Annotated in this window: 14 protein-coding genes and 1 pseudogene; 10 read left to right on the forward strand and 5 right to left on the reverse strand. The window is 68.4% G+C overall.

Features of this window, described 5'->3' with window-relative positions; all coding sequences use genetic code 11:
- Positions 1 to 96 precede the first annotated feature (96 nt).
- The gene (locus P1L41_RS00310) at positions 97 to 939 is read left to right on the forward strand and encodes a hypothetical protein (RefSeq protein WP_276296890.1); all 843 of its coding nucleotides are present in this window, start codon (positions 97 to 99) and stop codon (positions 937 to 939) included.
- Positions 940 to 1,198: 259 nt separating this feature from the next.
- Here the strand turns inward: P1L41_RS00310 and icd are convergent.
- A pseudogene (gene icd / locus P1L41_RS00315) lies at positions 1,199 to 2,462 on the reverse strand (isocitrate dehydrogenase (NADP(+))).
- A gap of 180 nt (positions 2,463 to 2,642) precedes the next feature.
- Here icd and P1L41_RS00320 point away from each other — a divergent pair.
- Positions 2,643 to 3,491: an isoaspartyl peptidase/L-asparaginase gene (locus P1L41_RS00320; RefSeq protein WP_276296891.1), complete on the forward strand. Its 849-nt coding sequence runs from the start codon at positions 2,643 to 2,645 to the stop codon at positions 3,489 to 3,491.
- A gap of 17 nt (positions 3,492 to 3,508) precedes the next feature.
- Here P1L41_RS00320 and P1L41_RS00325 read toward each other — a convergent pair whose 3' ends face one another.
- A complete protein-coding gene (locus P1L41_RS00325; RefSeq protein WP_276296892.1) occupies positions 3,509 to 6,409 on the reverse strand; it encodes a G8 domain-containing protein in 2,901 nt (966 codons plus the stop codon).
- Positions 6,410 to 6,656: 247 nt separating this feature from the next.
- Between P1L41_RS00325 and P1L41_RS00330 the strand changes: the two genes are divergently transcribed.
- Entirely contained in the window at positions 6,657 to 6,971 is a 315-nt protein-coding gene (locus P1L41_RS00330; protein WP_276296893.1) for a hypothetical protein, read from the forward strand.
- Between the two features lie 41 nt (positions 6,972 to 7,012).
- Positions 7,013 to 7,909: a type II methionyl aminopeptidase gene (map, locus tag P1L41_RS00335; protein WP_276296894.1), complete on the forward strand. Its 897-nt coding sequence runs from the start codon at positions 7,013 to 7,015 to the stop codon at positions 7,907 to 7,909.
- 12 nt (positions 7,910 to 7,921) lie between these two features.
- On the opposite strand, the gene P1L41_RS00340 is transcribed toward map, so the two are convergent.
- Positions 7,922 to 8,125 carry a DUF7835 family putative zinc beta-ribbon protein gene (locus tag P1L41_RS00340; protein WP_276296895.1) on the reverse strand — a complete coding sequence of 68 codons (204 nt, stop codon included), beginning with the start codon at positions 8,123 to 8,125 and terminating at the stop codon, positions 7,922 to 7,924.
- A 238-nt stretch (positions 8,126 to 8,363) separates the two neighbouring features.
- On the opposite strand from P1L41_RS00340, the gene P1L41_RS00345 reads away from it, so the two are divergent.
- Together P1L41_RS00345 and P1L41_RS00350 are read left to right on the forward strand one after the other, a co-directional pair.
- Complete coding sequence (locus tag P1L41_RS00345; RefSeq protein ID WP_276296896.1) at positions 8,364 to 8,921, forward strand: HIT family protein; 558 nt, start codon at positions 8,364 to 8,366, stop codon at positions 8,919 to 8,921.
- A 24-nt stretch (positions 8,922 to 8,945) separates the two neighbouring features.
- Positions 8,946 to 9,860 (forward strand): cation diffusion facilitator family transporter, encoded by a 915-nt coding sequence (locus P1L41_RS00350; RefSeq protein WP_276296897.1) that lies wholly within the window; start codon positions 8,946 to 8,948, stop codon positions 9,858 to 9,860.
- A gap of 5 nt (positions 9,861 to 9,865) precedes the next feature.
- Here the strand turns inward: P1L41_RS00350 and P1L41_RS00355 are convergent, their stop codons facing one another.
- Positions 9,866 to 11,149: a tRNA (N(6)-L-threonylcarbamoyladenosine(37)-C(2))-methylthiotransferase gene (locus P1L41_RS00355; protein WP_276296898.1), complete on the reverse strand. Its 1,284-nt coding sequence runs from the start codon at positions 11,147 to 11,149 to the stop codon at positions 9,866 to 9,868.
- 183 nt (positions 11,150 to 11,332) lie between these two features.
- Between P1L41_RS00355 and P1L41_RS00360 the strand changes: the two genes are divergently transcribed.
- The gene (locus P1L41_RS00360) at positions 11,333 to 11,617 is read left to right on the forward strand and encodes a HalOD1 output domain-containing protein (protein ID WP_276296899.1); all 285 of its coding nucleotides are present in this window, start codon (positions 11,333 to 11,335) and stop codon (positions 11,615 to 11,617) included.
- Between the two features lie 55 nt (positions 11,618 to 11,672).
- Here the strand turns inward: P1L41_RS00360 and deoC are convergent, their stop codons facing one another.
- The gene (gene deoC, locus P1L41_RS00365; protein WP_276296900.1) at positions 11,673 to 12,329 is read right to left on the reverse strand and encodes a deoxyribose-phosphate aldolase; all 657 of its coding nucleotides are present in this window, start codon (positions 12,327 to 12,329) and stop codon (positions 11,673 to 11,675) included.
- Between the two features lie 91 nt (positions 12,330 to 12,420).
- On the opposite strand from deoC, the gene P1L41_RS00370 reads away from it, so the two are divergent.
- The 3 genes from P1L41_RS00370 to P1L41_RS00380 are packed head-to-tail and all read left to right on the forward strand — an operon-like array spanning position 12,421 to position 14,563.
- A complete protein-coding gene (locus tag P1L41_RS00370) occupies positions 12,421 to 13,257 on the forward strand; it encodes a DUF63 family protein (protein WP_276296901.1) in 837 nt (278 codons plus the stop codon).
- A gap of 45 nt (positions 13,258 to 13,302) precedes the next feature.
- The gene (locus tag P1L41_RS00375; RefSeq protein ID WP_276296902.1) at positions 13,303 to 13,785 is read left to right on the forward strand and encodes a hypothetical protein; all 483 of its coding nucleotides are present in this window, start codon (positions 13,303 to 13,305) and stop codon (positions 13,783 to 13,785) included.
- Positions 13,786 to 13,837: 52 nt separating this feature from the next.
- Positions 13,838 to 14,563, forward strand: a complete 726-nt coding sequence (locus P1L41_RS00380) for a nucleoside phosphorylase (protein ID WP_276296903.1) — start codon at positions 13,838 to 13,840, stop codon at positions 14,561 to 14,563.
- Positions 14,564 to 14,573: the final 10 nt, after the last annotated feature.

The raw sequence follows: 14,573 nt of genomic DNA on the forward strand, positions 1-14,573 counted from the left end.
AGGATACGGTGTCGGGGGGCAGCCGCTCTGCGGCGTAGACAATCACCGTCCCGACGCCGCGAAAGCCGTTTGTGACTGGCACCCCTGAGACGACCAATGGGTCGGTTCGTCCTCGTCGTCGCCTTCACCGTCCTTCTCGCCGGCTGTGGCGGAGCCGTCTCCTCGGACGAATCCCCGGTAGTGACACCCGCACCGGTGCCGACCGACGGGCAGGGGTACCCGCCGGGCGTCACCAGCGACGGGGTCATCGCGTCCGAGGTCGCCAGCGCGCACGTCCGCTCGCTCGAGGCGAGGAGCTACACGCTGACGACGGGCCAGGAGGTCCGGGCTCGCAACGGGGCGCTGTTACAGCTGACCAACGAGACGCGGACCGTCGCGGCCGATGCCGAGGTGTACCAGGGACAGCGCTACCAGGAGTCGAACACGTTCCGGAGCGGCCAGGAGCGGGCGACGGTGTCGTTCTGGAGCAACGGCACGCACGTCACCACGCGCTACTGGAACCAGGAACGGGATGGCAAGCAACGAGTCCGACAGGAGGTGAGCGAGCGTCGCGTCCCGGTCACTGACCTGACGGACCGTCGCCACCTGCAGGGGTTCCTCGCGGGGGTGAACGTCGCGCCGACGCGGCGGACGGACGACGGTGGCGTCCTGCTCGCCGGGCGCGGGTTCAGCGACCAGGGCTACCTCGTCGTCCCACTCGTCCTCGGCAATCCCAGCGATATCAGACTCCAGATGCGCGTCCGGCACGACGGGGTAATCGTGGCCGCGCGCATCCAGTACTCGGTGCTTCAGAACGGCCGCCCGGTCAGCGTCGAGCGCGTGACGCGTGTCACAGACATCGGGACCACGTCGGTCGAACGGCCCGCGTGGGTGAACGGGACGGCCGGACTCGAGGACAGCCTGGGTCAGGACGGACCGACGCACGCCGGTGACGCCTGACCCGTACCGGGTCGAGCCAACCGGCCCTCGTAGGGTGAGCGGAGTCCTGTGGACTTGCACACACTGAGCGGTCGCTGTCGTTGCTCGTGTGGTGCGTCCGTGAAAAATCGGTGTCCGTTATCTCGAATCGCCGGGTCGGTCGCTCGGGAGCTCGAAGAGCCGTCGACGCGAGTGTCCCGGTGGCACCGTGAGCGGACGAGCGTGGCTTACGCCAGCTTCTCGATGTTCTGGCGGCTACGCCGCCAGAGTCAGAAGCTCGCTATGCGAGCTTCTCAATATTCTCGACGACCTTGTCGGCGAACTCGCTGGTGGCGAGCTTTCGTGCCGCCGTCGATCTGTCGCTCGAGGTCGTAGGTGACGAAGCCGTTGGAGATAGTCTCCTCGACGGCGTCACGGACGAGCTGTCCGGCGTCCTTCCAGCCCATGTACTCGAGCATGAGACAGCCGGAGAGCATCATCGCGGTCGGGTTGACCTTGTCCTCGCCGGCGTACTTCGGAGCCGAGCCGTGGACCGGCTCTGCGAGACAGCGTGCCTGGCCGAAGTTCGCGCCGGGCGCGATGCCGAGGCCGCCGATCTGGGCACCTGCGGCGTCGGAGATGTAGTCCCCGTTGAGGTTCATCGTCGCGATGACCTCGTACTCGTCAGTCCGGGTCAGGATCTGCTGGAGCATGTTGTCGGCGATGCGGTCGTTGACCACGAGCGTGTCCTCTGGGGCCTCGCCGTCGTACTCGTCCCAGAGCTGGTCCTCGGTGATGACGTGCTCGCCGTACTCCTCGTCGGCGACCTCGTAGCCCCAGTCGCGGAACGCGCCCTCGGTGAACTTCATGATGTTACCCTTGTGGACCAGCGTCACCTTGTCGCGGTCGTTCTCCAGGGCGTAGTCGATGGCCTCGCGGATGAGCCGCTTGGACCCGAACTCGGAGACGGGCTTGACGCCGATGCCGACCGGGCCGTGGTGAATCTTGCCGTCGAAGCCCATGTCCTGCTCGATGAAGTCACGGACCTTTTCGGAGTCCTCGGTGCCGCCCTCCCACTCGATACCGGCGTAGACGTCTTCGGTGTTCTCCCGGAACGTGACCATGTCCATCTTCCCGGGGTCCTTGACGGGCGACGGGACGCCCTCGATGTGGTAGGTCGGTCGGACGTTGGCGTAGAGGTCGAGTCGCTGGCGGAGCGCGACGTTCAGCGAGCGGAAGCCAGCGCCGACGGGGGTCGTCAGCGGGCCCTTGATGGAGACGTTGAACTCCTTGAGCGCCTCGACGGTGTCGTCGGGCAGGTTCTCGTCGTACATGTCGCGGGCGGAGCCGCCGGCGTAGACGCGCATCCAGGCGATGTCGCGACCGGTGGCCTTCGCGCCGGCCTCCAGGACCTTCTGTGCGGCCGGACCGACGTCCTGCCCGATACCGTCACCGTGGATGATCGGGACGATCGGATTCTCGGGGACTTCCAGCGTGTTGTCGTCTGTGACCTCGATTTTCTGTCCCGCTTCGGGGACCTCGACTTTCTCGTAATCGTAGCCCATGTCGCGGTCATTGATGGTCTTCGGTAAAGGATTGCCGTTTTGCTTCTGATGCGATAACGAGCCGCATACGGCAGCGGTTCGACAGGAAAGCCGTGTCCCGACTCCGGCCCCGTGAACCGTCGTATCGAGAGGGACACGTACCGGCGAGACGTTTTGTCCTCGGCGGCCGAACCTGTCGGTATGCACGTCGTCGTCCACGGCGGGGCCGGGAGTGCGCCCGAGGCCCCCGTCGCCCGACAGAAGGCGCTCACCGAAGCTGCTGCCGACGCGAGTGTCGCCACCGACCCGCTCGACGCGGTCTGTGACGCCGTTCGGCCGTTAGAGCGTGACCCGCGGTTCAACGCGGGCGTCGGCGGGGCCGTTCAGAGCGACGGAGCGGTCCGGACGGATGCCGGAGTGATGACCGCAGCGGGCGTCGCCGGGGCCGCCTGCGCGATGTCCGGTGTGGCGCAGGCTGCCGACGTGGCTCGCGTCGTCGCCCGAGAGACACCACACCTGCTGCTTGCGGGGGCTCCAGCGGTCGAACTCGCCAGGGCGTCCGGCATCGACGCCGACGAGACCCTCCTGACCGAGCAGACGCGCGAGCGCTGGGCGGCCGCCGACCCGCCCGGCAACGACCGCCGCGACCACCTCGCGTGGGTGCGCGACCATTTCGAGGGGACCGACACCGTGGGGGCAGTGGCGACCGACGGCGAGTCACTCGCCGTGGCCACTTCGACGGGAGGCCGGTGGTTCGCACTCGCGGGACGAGTCGGCGACGTGCCTCAGCTGGGCGCCGGGTTCTACGCCGACGAACGGGGCGGGGCGAGCGTGACCGGCGAGGGCGAGGCCATCGCACGGTTCGGGCTGGCCCGGCGCGTCGTCGACCGTCTCGGGACGCTCGGCCCGCGACAGGCCGCCAAGGAGACGCTTGCCGCGTTCGAGTCGGCGACCGGGGGCAAGGCCGGCGTCGTCGCCGTGGACACGTCCGGGCACGTCGGTACCGAGTACAACACCGAGGCCATGCAAACTGCGCGGGCGTCTGACTGAAGCGACGTGCGACGCTGTCAGTTCTCGGGCGCCGGTGCCAGGCCCGGCCCCAGCGGCGTCGTCCCATCGGCCGCAACCAGTAGCGAGTCGAGGCGGACACGGTTCTCGCGGTAGCCCACGTCGAGCGTATGCTCCCCGGCCGTAAGGTCGAACCGTCGCGGCCGGTGGTCGTCCTTCGCCGCGCGCTCGACGGCGTGCCACTCCCAGCCGCGATACGAGCGCAGGCCGTTCCACTCGAACCAGTCGCCGCCGTCGACGCGGAGCCAGAAGGAGTTGCCGTCCATCGCCCAGACGCGGCCGAAGACCGCGTAGGAGCCCGGTTCCACGTCGACGGTGTACGACGCGACGCCGCTCCCGGTCGGCGGGTCGCTCCGGCTCTCGGCCCCGCGAACCGAGATGTACCGCTCGTTGCCGGCGCTGGGGTCAGAACCTACCCGAAAGAGGTCGCCGAGCGACCCCGCTGCGGCGTCGAGCCAGACGGATTGCGGTCGACCCGGGGAATCCGGCGCGACGCGGCCGCCGTTGACGAGGTGGGCCCGGCGCGCGTCGTCCGGGAACGACTCGCCGTAGGCCGCGACGCCGAACTCCGATTCGAGCTCACGGTTCGTCTTGCCCACCAGCACGGTGGGGTCGGCGCCGAGCCGGTTCGCGACCTCGTTCCACTCGCTGTCGCCGGGGTTCGCCAGCTTCTGGAGGGCCTGCGAGTTCGGTATCGGGACGTGTTCGGGCGCCTGCTGGCCGTAGTACGCCGGGCGACCGTCCAGCAGGATGCCGTCGTCCCAGTCGTGCCAGAGGAAGTCCTGGAGGCGAACGTGGTCCCGCTCGACGTTCTCGAAGCGCACGTTCGCGGTCCGCTTGGGGCCGAACTCGTTGTCGTGGACCAGCAGTTCGGGGACACCCTCCTTCCCGACGTTGAGGTCGACCTGGTTGTCGAAGCGATTCCGCCGGAGTATCGTCAGTTCCTCGGACGCGCGGACGCCGACCTCCCAGCCCTCGATGGTGGAGTCCTCGACGACGACCTTGCGGGTGTACGGTTCGTTCCGGTTGATACCGCTGCCGGGGCCGCGCCCGACGAGGTGGGCGTCTCGGATCCGAACGTTGCGACTGTACCGGAAGAGGATGCCCTGGTTGCCGCCGTGGTCGTCGTCCCACGCCGGTCCGACGAGGTCCCCGTCGTCGTCCTTGAGCGGGCCGAGCTCGTAGGCGGTGAAGCCGTCGACGGTCCCGTAGTCGGCGTACCGCTCGTGTTCCCACCGGAACTGGTGGCGGGTGAGCGCGAGGCCGCCGCCGGAGGCGAAGGCCGTGTTGTCCTCGAAGGCGACCAGCGGCAGGTGGCTCGCGGGCGCCAGCCCGTCGACGACCTCGTCGGACGCCTTCAGGCGGTCCGCCCCCTCGACGAACTCGACCGGGTAGTTCTCGATGTCGTCGGCCCGGTCGCCGATGGACTCGTCGGCTTCGAGGGGGCGGTCGACCAGCGAGCGGTTCCAGAAGGCGAAGCCGTGGTGGCGGTGGCCGGCAGCGACGTTCTCCCTGAGCGCGACCTGCGAGCCCTGGAGCCAGAAGCCGTGGCCGCCGTGGCCGAAGTCGTCGACGTGACCCGGTTCGCCGTTGTCCTGGAACTCACGACTCTTCATTGTCTCGCCGCTGCCCTCCGAGCGCAGAGCGAAGTTCCGCTCGAAGACCCCGCGCTCGTTGCCCGCCTCGGCGACGAACCCCGAACCGAAGACGTCGAGGGTGATGGAGTCGCGGACCTCGGCGTGGCTGTGGTGGTTGACGACGCCCCACCCGGGACTGCCGTCGACCACCGCACCCTCGACGACGTGAGGCGATTCGCCGATGCCCGTTTTGTGGTAGTGCAGGGCGTAGCGGGCCTTCGGGTTCGGCGGGACGTCTTTGGGTGGCGTCCCGTGGTTTCCGTTGGTGAAGGGGTAGGACTTGTCGGTCCGCCCCAGTCCCTCGAAGGCAGCGTACCGAACCGCACTCTCGGTGCCGTGGACCATCACGTGGCCCCGGCGCGGGACGGCTGTGTTCTCGGAGGCGAGTCGGACGTTCCGGGACACCGAGAGGACGTAGGCGTCGAACGACTCTCTGGGGGGAACGTGGTCGAACTGCAGCGGGCGGTCGAGGGTGACCGTCGCCCCGTCGACGCTCGTGACGGTCACACGCTCGTCCTCGTCGGCGAAGAAGGAGACACCGGGGACGACGAGTTCGTCGCCGGGCGCCCAGTTCATCGGTGGAGTGGGGAGTTCGAGCGTTCGGTCCCCGGCCGTCGGATGCGAGGCGAGTTCGGTCCATGCGGTCTTCTCGGTCCCGTGTATCGAGAGGTCACCCATCGCGACGAGGCCACGGCTCACCCGCTCTGGGTCCCAGTCCTCGTCGATGGAGCCGAAGTCGGCGAACGTGACCGTCGCCGTCGCGTCGGGCCGAACGGGGTCGTCGGCCGTCCCGATGGTGAGCGTGCTCCCCGGCGTGGTGACGACCGTCTCGACCGTGAGGTGGGTGTCCGTCGCCGGGTCGACCGCGAGTGTGCCGTCGACCCTAAGGGCCTTCAGTCGGGCCGTCTCGCTCGCGAGCGTCACCGTCACGTCGGCGGGGACGTGGACCCAGGCCCCCTCGTCGGGTGGCGAGTCACCGTCCCAGACAGCCGGGTCGCTCCACGCCCCGCTCTCGGCGGCCGTGTGCGTCATCTGCTTCTTGGGAACGAGGGCGAGCGGCGAGTCGTGCTCGTCGTCGAGCGCTGGCAGCCCGCGGAGCAGCCCCGCGACGATGTCGGGGTTGGTGACGGCTGCCCCGGCGAGGCCCGCTCCCAGGGCAGACAGCACTGTCCGCCGGCTCGGCCGGAACCGCGAACTCGCGGAAGCAGCGTCCGCGGTCGAATTCTCCGTCCTCGCCGTGTCTCGCTCGTCGTCTCGTACCATATCGCGTTCGAGCCTACCCAGTCGACTTCACGATATAAAACGCGGTGACCGTTCCAGGCCACGCGCGCCTTCAGGGAACTGTTGCGACCGTTCAGGACGCTGTTGAAGCGAACGGGTTCGCCTCCCTCCGAGTATCAATCGTTGAAATCGGACAGTCAACGTGCCGTTTTGGCTACCGAGCGACCGGTTTTGCGACACCAGCGTGCCGGACTGAATACTTAGTCCGCCCACTGGCGAACGGCGCGTCATGAGCCTCGCCCACCTCGCGCTCGCCGGTGCCTTCGCCCTCGTCGCCGCCGTGGCCGGCACCGACGCCGCCCGGCGTGACGGGGCCTGGCTCCAGGCCGGAATCGATGTCGGCTGTGTCGTCCTGTTCGGCTGTAGCGTCGTCCTCCTGTACACCGATCCGCTGGCAGTACGCTACGCGACGATGACGGGTCGGACCGAGAGCGCGCTTTCACCTCGAGAACTGCTGGTCCTGTTCGGTGGCGTCGCCGCGGCGTTCACGATAGCCGTCCTCGCGGCCTACGGACTCCTGACTCGGACACGCCTGCCGACCTGACAACGACAAACGCTTTCAGTCACACCCGCTAACCCGGAGCCATGAGCGATGTGGACTTCGACTCCGAGCAGTACGAGAAGTGTCGCGAGGCCGGCGAGATTCTGGCCCAGGTCCGCGACGAGGCCGCCGAACGCGTCGAGGTGGGCGTCAGCCACCTCGAAATCGCCGAGTGGGCCGAGGGGAAGATTCGCGAACTCGGGGGCGAACCAGCCTTCCCCGTCAACATCTCCATCGACGAGGAGGCCGCCCACGCGACGCCCGAACGGGACGACGACAGCACGTTCGGCGAGGAGATGGTCAACCTCGACATCGGCGTCCACGTCGACGGCTGGCTTGCCGACACCGCGGTGACGGTGGACCTCTCGGGGCAGGACGACCTGACTGCCGCCTCGGCCGAGGCGCTGGATGCGGCCCTGGAGGTCGCCGGGCCGGGCGTCGACGTCGGTGAGATAGGGGCCGCCGTCGAGGAGGTCATCGACGGATACGGGTTCAATCCCGTCGTCAACCTCACCGGCCACGGCCTCGGCCACTGGGAACAGCACACGACGCCGAACATCCCGAACCGAGAGGTCTCGCAGGGCGCGACCCTGGAACCGGGGATGGTCGTCGCCATCGAACCGTTCGCCACGGACGGCCGCGGGAAGGTCCAGGAAGGGTCCGACGAGGAGATTTTCGCCCTCGAACAGCAGGGCTCCGTTCGGAACCGGCAGGCCCGGCAGGTCTTAGAGCAGGTCGTCGAGGAGTACAAGACCCTGCCCTTCGCCGCCCGGTGGCTCGACTCGCCGCGGGCGAACATGGCACTGCGTCGGCTCAAGCAGGCCGACATCGTCCACGGCTACCCCGTGCTCAAGGAGGAGGACGGGAAGTTCGTCAGTCAGAAGGAGCACACCGTCATCGTCACCGACGACGGCGTGGAAGTGACGACGCGATCGCGGTGAGCGGGGGACCGCTCACGCGTTGTTCATCCGCGTCGTGGTCGTGGTCCCACAGACCAGACACGTGCTGACCCGGTAGGGCTCGCGGGAGAACGCCGCGGTCTCCGACTCGACGTCCGGACTCTCGGTCAGTATCTCGACGCTCACCGCGTGCGGCGTCTCCGACTCGCAAGCCGTACACCCCTCTTCGTGGTCGACGTCTTGCTTCGTAGTTGCCATCGTACCTCCGTATCGGACGGAGATGCGCATAAAGACCCCATTCGGTTCTGTACCGTTCAACACGTTTCAGCGCCGCGCAACACCGCATTGAACGGGAACCGTAACGAACCCAGCGGAGCCACACGGCTCCGATTCGAACCGTGAGAACGGTTCACCGGCGTGAACTGCCGACAGATATATATACTGTCGTCTGCCGCTCGGCAAAGTGGTTTAGACGGCCGGCCCGGACTGTCGCTACATGGACCAGGTGTTCGCGCCGTGGCGCATCGAGTGGGTCGAACGCGACGACAAGAACCCCGACGTCGACTGCGTGTTCTGTGCGTTCCGCGACGACGACGCCGACCGGGCACACAACGTCGTCGCGCGGAGCGACCACGCGTTCGTCCTGCTGAACAACTACCCGTACAACCCGGGCCACGCGATGGTCATCCCCCACGAGCACACGGGCGCGTACGGCGACCTGGACGGCGAGACGCTGCTCGACCACGCGCACCTAAAGCAGCGAACGTTCGCGGCGCTCGAGAGCGCGCTCGACCCGAACGGGTTCAACGCCGGGCTGAATCTCGGCGGCCCGGCGGCCGGCGGTTCCATCGGCGACCACCTCCACACCCACGTCGTCCCGCGCTGGCAGGGCGACACCAACTTCATGCCCGTCGTCGCCGACACGAAGGTCATCGTCGAGGCCGTGGAGGACACGTACGACCGGCTCCACGAGGCGTTCGCCGGGCAGGACGGGGCCACAGCCCCCGGTCCCGACGCGGCGGTCCGCGTCGAGTCACCCCCAAAGGGTCTTTGAGCACCCCCTCGCTACCTCCGGTAGATGTCGCGCCGTAGCACCCTCCGGCGGGTCGGCCTCCTCGTGCTCGCAGTCAACCTGACGCTCGTCGGGCTGAAGGGCGCCGTCTGGTGGCTGTCGGGGAGCCTCGCCGTCCAGTCGGAAGCGGTCAACAGCGCGGCCGACGCCGTCTACTCGCTGGTCATCGTCGCCGGCCTCTACCTGACGACGCAGCCGCCCGACTTCGAACACCCCCACGGCCACGAGCGCATCGAGCCGTTCGTCTCGCTGTTCGTGGCGGCCGGAATCTTCTTCGCCGGCGGCGTCGTCATCTGGCAGTCCGGCACCGCCCTGTTGACCGGGGACGTCAGCGTCACGAGCGGGCCCGCCGCCATCGGCGTGTTGCTCTTCTCGGCGGCCGCGAAGTACGGCCTCTACCGCTACTGCCTGGCGGCCGGCGAGGAGCGTCGCTCCCCGGCACTGATCGCGACGGCCAAGGACAACCGCAACGACATCCTCACCGCGGGCGCCGCGCTCGTCGGCGTCGTCGGGGCGCTGCTCGGCTTCCCCCTCGCTGACCCCCTCGCCGCCATGGTCGTCGCCGTCGGCATCCTCTACACCGGCGTCGAGGTGGTCCGGGACAACGTCACCTACCTCGTCGGCGGCGCACCGCCGGAGGAACTGCGCAGAGAGATTCTGAACCGCGCGCTGGCCCACCCCGACGTCGAGGGGGCCCACGACGTCATCGCCCACTACGTCGGCCCCGAAATCGACGTGAGTCTCCACATCGAGGTGGAGGGCGAGCGGACGCTGAACGAAGCCCACGACATCGAGACGGCCGTCATCCAGGCGGTGCGGGACCTCCCAGAAGTGGACGACGTGTTCGTCCACGTCGACCCGAGGGAGCTGGGCGAGTGGAAGAACGACGACGAGGTCGACCGACTGGCCGACTGGGACTGAGCGCGTCAGTCCGCCAGCCGCGCCCGTTCGAGCGGTTCGCCGAAGGCGTAGACGGTGTTGTGGCTCGTTACCTCGACGTCGACCACGTCCCCGACTTCGAGCCCGCGGGTCTCGGCGTCGGCGACGACCACCTGCCGGTAAGCCTCGTCGTACCCGACCAGGGACTCGTCGGTGCCGTCCTCGACCAGGAGGACAGACGACGTTCGGCCCACCATCTCCTCGTACGCCTGTCCGGTGAGTTCCATCTTCAGCTCGCTCATCGCCTTCGAGCGGTCCTTCTTCGTCTGGCCGCCCAGCCCCTTCATGTCGGCGGCGTCGGTGCCGGGCCGCTTCGAGAAGCGCGTGACGTTGATTTTCTCCGGCCGTGTCTCGCGCAGCAGTGCCATCGACTGCTCGTGGTCCTCGGGTTCCTCGGTCGGGAAGCCGACGATGAAGTCCGTCGAGAGCGTCCAGTAGTCCAGCGCCTCGTTGAACGCCTCGACGACTTCCAGGTACTCGCCGACGTCGTGCTGGCGGCGCATGTCCGCGAGCACGTCGTCGCTGCCCGACTGCACGGGCGCGTGGATGAAGTTGTACAGCTCGTCGTGTTCGGCGAACACCGCCGCGAGTTCTTCGCGGACGCCGTGCAGGCCCTTCGGGTTGGCCATCCCGACGCGGACACGGAACTCGCCGTCGATTTCGGTACAGATGCGGTCGAGGAGCTCCGGGAGGAGACTCGTCCCCTGGTTGGTGTCCCAACCGTAGACCCCGGTGTCCTGGCCGGTGATGCGCAGTTCCTTCGCGCCGGCGTGGACCAGCGCGCGGGCCTTCTCGACGTTCGCCTCGACGCTGGGCGAGTCGATGCGGCCGGTGGCCTGCTTGGTGATGCAGTACGAGCAATCTGACATGCACCCGCGGGCGATGGGGAGGATGCCGACCACCCCGTTCAGTACCGTCTCGGTGTCGGGCGTCACGGTCGGACACTCGCCGTTGAGCACGTGCTGGGGCACGTCGTCCCAGTGGAGCACCTCGGCGTCGATACCGGCCTCGTGGAAGTCCTCGCCCTGGGCGAGCGCCATACACCCCGTTATCACGAGGTCCGCAGGCGTCTCTGCGTCGAGTTCCTTGGCTCGCGCCAGCATGTTGCGCTCCGTCTTCTCGAGCACCGTGCAGGTGTTGAGGATGGCCACGTCCGCCGACTCGGGCCCGTCGGCGGGGTGGTGGCCGCCTTCGCGGAGCGCCTGCGCGATCTGCTGGGTCTCACCTCTGTTGGAGGTGCACCCGTACGTCTCGATGTGGTAGCGAGCCATTCGTCCTGGTAACGGGGCTTGGCGGGCAAAAGCGCGACGGATTCGGTCGGGGCGGGGGCGACCGCCCACCCGGGTGGAGAAGACAGCGGTCGGGTGGATTGCTATACAGATAATACGTGCGTGTACGGCCCCAGTTCAGTATAGCCACTACCGCTATGCAGGTCCCGTTCGGACGGACGTGTAATGCCAACGCACCTCAGCTATCGACAGGCGGTGGGACAGTCCGGCGGAGCCGGAGACGCAACTGAAGACCTCGTCGAGGCGATCGTCGTCGCGGTCGCCGAGGCGACCAGCAGGCCGGTCTCGGAACTCCGGACCCCGCTGCTCGACGTGGTCGACCCGGACGCGCTCGTACAGTTGCTCACCGCCACCGGGAAGTACTCGGTCGAACTGCACCGGACGGGCGTGTGTGTCGAAGTGACCGACGAGTCCGTGTCCGCGGCCGACGAACTGGGCGACGAGGCGTGACCAGCACGCGGACGCGGACCCACACCGACCGCATCCGGTTCGGTCGTGCCCTGACTCACGTCTCCGCCGGGGCGGCGCCGTCGTGCTGTTCGCGCCACTCCTCGACGATGACGTCGCCGCTGGAGGCCCCGATGCGGTCGGCCCCCGCCTCGAACATCGCCTCGGCCTCGGCCCACGACCCGACGCCGCCGCTGGCTTTCACCGGGCGGTACTGACTCAGTATCTCGACGTCGTGGACGGTCGCGCCGCCCTCGCTGAACCCCGTCGCGGTCTTGAGGAAGGCGGCGTCGGCCTCGGCGACCAGCGAACCGATGCGGTGGAGTTCCTCGTCGGTGAGCAGCGGCGCCTCGACGATGACCTTCACGGGGACGGGGACGGACGCCACCACCTCGGAGACGTGGTCGCGGACCGCGTCGTCCTCGCCGGCTTTCAGCAGGCCGACGTTACAGACCATGTCGAGTTCGTCGGCGCCGTCGTCCCACGCTCGCTGGGCGGCCCGACAGGCGGTACTGACGCCGCCCTGGCCGTGCGGGAAGTCGATGACGGTCACGAGCGGGACGTTCGCGTAGTCGGTCGCGAGCGGCAGGTAACACGGCGGGATGCACGCGCGCATCCCGTGCTGAATCGCCGCGTCCAGACAGACCCGCACGTCGTCGGGGGTCGTCGTCGGTCCGAGAACGGTGTGCTCTACGCGCTCTGGAACGTCGTCCATGGGGGTCAGACTCCGGGCCGCCACGTAAACGTCCCGGCGGCCGCGCCGGTCTCCGGAAAGTTTTCCCGCCTCGGGGTCCGCGTGAGGGACAATGATACTGCCGACGGGATTCGGACTGCCGCCATTACTGTATCTCCTCGTGCTTGTCGGCGGGGTGGTCCTGTTCGGGTCGCTCCTGTGGGCGCTGGAACCGCCCATCGACCAGGGCACCGTCGTCGCACTCATGCCGTGGATGGCCATCGGCGGCGCCCTCCACGCGTTCAACCAAGAGCCGATCAGTGCCTACGATGCCGTCTTTCAGCCGCTGTTCGGTACGCCGGCGGTGTACCTGACGACGTTCATCACCGTCGGCGCGACCTGGGTCGTCCTCTCGTTCGTCGGCGTGCAGCGAGGGTCGGCGGAGAACATCTCCCGGAACCTCGGCCTCGTGGGAACCGGCGTCCTGACGGTCCTGTTCGTCGTCGCCGTGGTGATGGCCGTCCGGTCGAACCTCCTGAGCGTCATCTGGCCGACGGTCTCTGTGGTCGTCGCCGCCGGCGTCGCGCTCGTCACCGTCGCCGTCATCGCGTTCTGGCGGACGCCGGTCTTCGTCCGGACCCGTTACGCCGCCCCGGTCGTCGTCTTCTCGCACGCGCTCGACGGGGTGTCGACGGCCGTCGGGACCGACGTCCTGGGCATCGGCGAACGGTCGCCGCTCCCCCGGGAGATAATGGAGTTCGCGGGGTCGCTCCCGACGGCCCCCGTTCTGGGGACGGGCTGGCTGTTCATCCTCGTCAAACTCGTCGTCGCCGTCGGCGTCGTCGTCCTGATGCACCAGTACCTGGAGGACGAACCGGCCGAAGCGAGCCTGCTCGTCTCCTTCGTGGCCGCCGTCGGCCTCGGGCCGGCGACGAACAACGTGGTGCTGTTCCTCTTTCTCCCCCAATAAGGTGGGTTCAAAACGCTCTTTGTCCCCCCTGCCGACGCCGTAGGTATGCTCACCCTCTCGCTGGGCCAGTGGGTCGTGGTCTGTCTGCTCTCGGGGTTCGTCGCAGCGACGCTGATGAACATCCCGATGGGCGTCCAGCCTGAGGGCTACCTGCCGGCGTACGTCGCCGCCGGCGGCCTGACCGACACCGACCCGACGGAGGTCAGCCAGGTGCTCGCCGTCGCCGTCCACCAGGTCACCGGTACGGTCGCGACCCTGCTGTACGGGGGTATCGTGTTCGTCCTCTCGCTTGTCCTCCCGACAGTGGTGTCGCTCAACGGCGTGCCGGCGATTCCCCACCTGGTCGGCGTGACCGGGCTCGTGCTGTTCATCTTCCTGTTTTTCGACCGGATCGCGATGCCGCGGGCCGGCGGCCGCCTGCAGGACGACCGGGACCGAATCGTCCGGCAGTGGGCGCTGTCGTCGTTCATCTACGGCGTGGCGGTGGCGCTGCTCGTTCCCGTGCTGGTCGACCTGTTCGCGTGGTAGTCGGCGGCGCGAATCCCCGGCGGTTTTGGGGGGTCCACCCGAACGACGGGGCATGGCGAAACAGCCCCATCTGCTCGTCGAACCGGGCGACCTGAACGACATCGCGCTCGTCCCGGGCGACCCCGGCCGTGTCGACCGTATCGCCGGCCACTGCGAGGACAGCGAGACGGTCGCCCAGAACCGCGAGTACAAGCTCGTCAACGCCACCTACGAGGGGCGAGACCTGACCATCTGTTCGACCGGCATCGGCTCGCCGTCGGCCGCAATCGCCGTCGAGGAGCTGGCGGCCGTCGGCGTCGAGACGTTCATCCGCGTGGGGACCACCGGCGCGCTCCAGTCCGGCATCGAAATCGGCGACATGGTCGTCGCCACCGGGGCCGCGAAGGACGAGGGGACCACGAAACGCTACGAGTCAGCGACGGTCCCGGCCGTACCTGACTACGCGGTGCTCTCGGCGCTGGTCGACGCCGCCGAGGCGAACGACGAGGCCGTCCACGTCGGCCCCGTCGCGACGGACGACGCGTTCTACGCCGAGACCGAGGCACACGTCGCCGACTGGGAGGCCGCCGGACTGCTCGCAGTGGAGATGGAGGCTGCCGCGCTGTTCTCGCTGGCCCGCCGGAAGGGGCTGCGCGCCGGCGCGATCTGCACCGTCGACGGCAACCTCGTCGAGGGGACCCAGAAGGGCGAGACAGAGGCCGAGGAGCTGCCCGAGAAGGCGCGGAACAACGTCGAGCGGGCCATCGAACTCGGCCTGACCGCCGCGGCGTCGCTGTAACCGCCTGCCG

The organism is Haloarcula ordinaria (genome assembly GCF_029338275.1).
Lineage (GTDB): Archaea > Halobacteriota > Halobacteria > Halobacteriales > Haloarculaceae > Haloarcula > Haloarcula ordinaria.

What these genes read in the sequence shown, in the direction of transcription:
- P1L41_RS00320 (WP_276296891.1), top strand. Translation starts at nt 2,643, where the DNA reads ATGCACGTCGTCGTCCACGGCGGGGCCGGGAGTGCGCCCGAGGCCCCC.
- P1L41_RS00345 (WP_276296896.1), top strand. Translation starts at nt 8,364, where the DNA reads ATGGACCAGGTGTTCGCGCCGTGGCGCATCGAGTGGGTCGAACGCGAC.
- P1L41_RS00380 (WP_276296903.1), top strand. Translation starts at nt 13,838, where the DNA reads ATGGCGAAACAGCCCCATCTGCTCGTCGAACCGGGCGACCTGAACGAC.
- P1L41_RS00355 (WP_276296898.1), bottom strand. Translation starts at nt 11,149, where the DNA reads ATGGCTCGCTACCACATCGAGACGTACGGGTGCACCTCCAACAGAGGT.
- P1L41_RS00325 (WP_276296892.1), bottom strand. Translation starts at nt 6,409, where the DNA reads ATGGTACGAGACGACGAGCGAGACACGGCGAGGACGGAGAATTCGACC.
- P1L41_RS00330 (WP_276296893.1), top strand. Translation starts at nt 6,657, where the DNA reads ATGAGCCTCGCCCACCTCGCGCTCGCCGGTGCCTTCGCCCTCGTCGCC.
- P1L41_RS00310 (WP_276296890.1), top strand. Translation starts at nt 97, where the DNA reads ATGGGTCGGTTCGTCCTCGTCGTCGCCTTCACCGTCCTTCTCGCCGGC.
- P1L41_RS00370 (WP_276296901.1), top strand. Translation starts at nt 12,421, where the DNA reads ATGATACTGCCGACGGGATTCGGACTGCCGCCATTACTGTATCTCCTC.
- P1L41_RS00350 (WP_276296897.1), top strand. Translation starts at nt 8,946, where the DNA reads ATGTCGCGCCGTAGCACCCTCCGGCGGGTCGGCCTCCTCGTGCTCGCA.
- P1L41_RS00340 (WP_276296895.1), bottom strand. Translation starts at nt 8,125, where the DNA reads ATGGCAACTACGAAGCAAGACGTCGACCACGAAGAGGGGTGTACGGCT.
- P1L41_RS00375 (WP_276296902.1), top strand. Translation starts at nt 13,303, where the DNA reads ATGCTCACCCTCTCGCTGGGCCAGTGGGTCGTGGTCTGTCTGCTCTCG.
- map (WP_276296894.1), top strand. Translation starts at nt 7,013, where the DNA reads ATGAGCGATGTGGACTTCGACTCCGAGCAGTACGAGAAGTGTCGCGAG.
- P1L41_RS00360 (WP_276296899.1), top strand. Translation starts at nt 11,333, where the DNA reads ATGCCAACGCACCTCAGCTATCGACAGGCGGTGGGACAGTCCGGCGGA.
- deoC (WP_276296900.1), bottom strand. Translation starts at nt 12,329, where the DNA reads ATGGACGACGTTCCAGAGCGCGTAGAGCACACCGTTCTCGGACCGACG.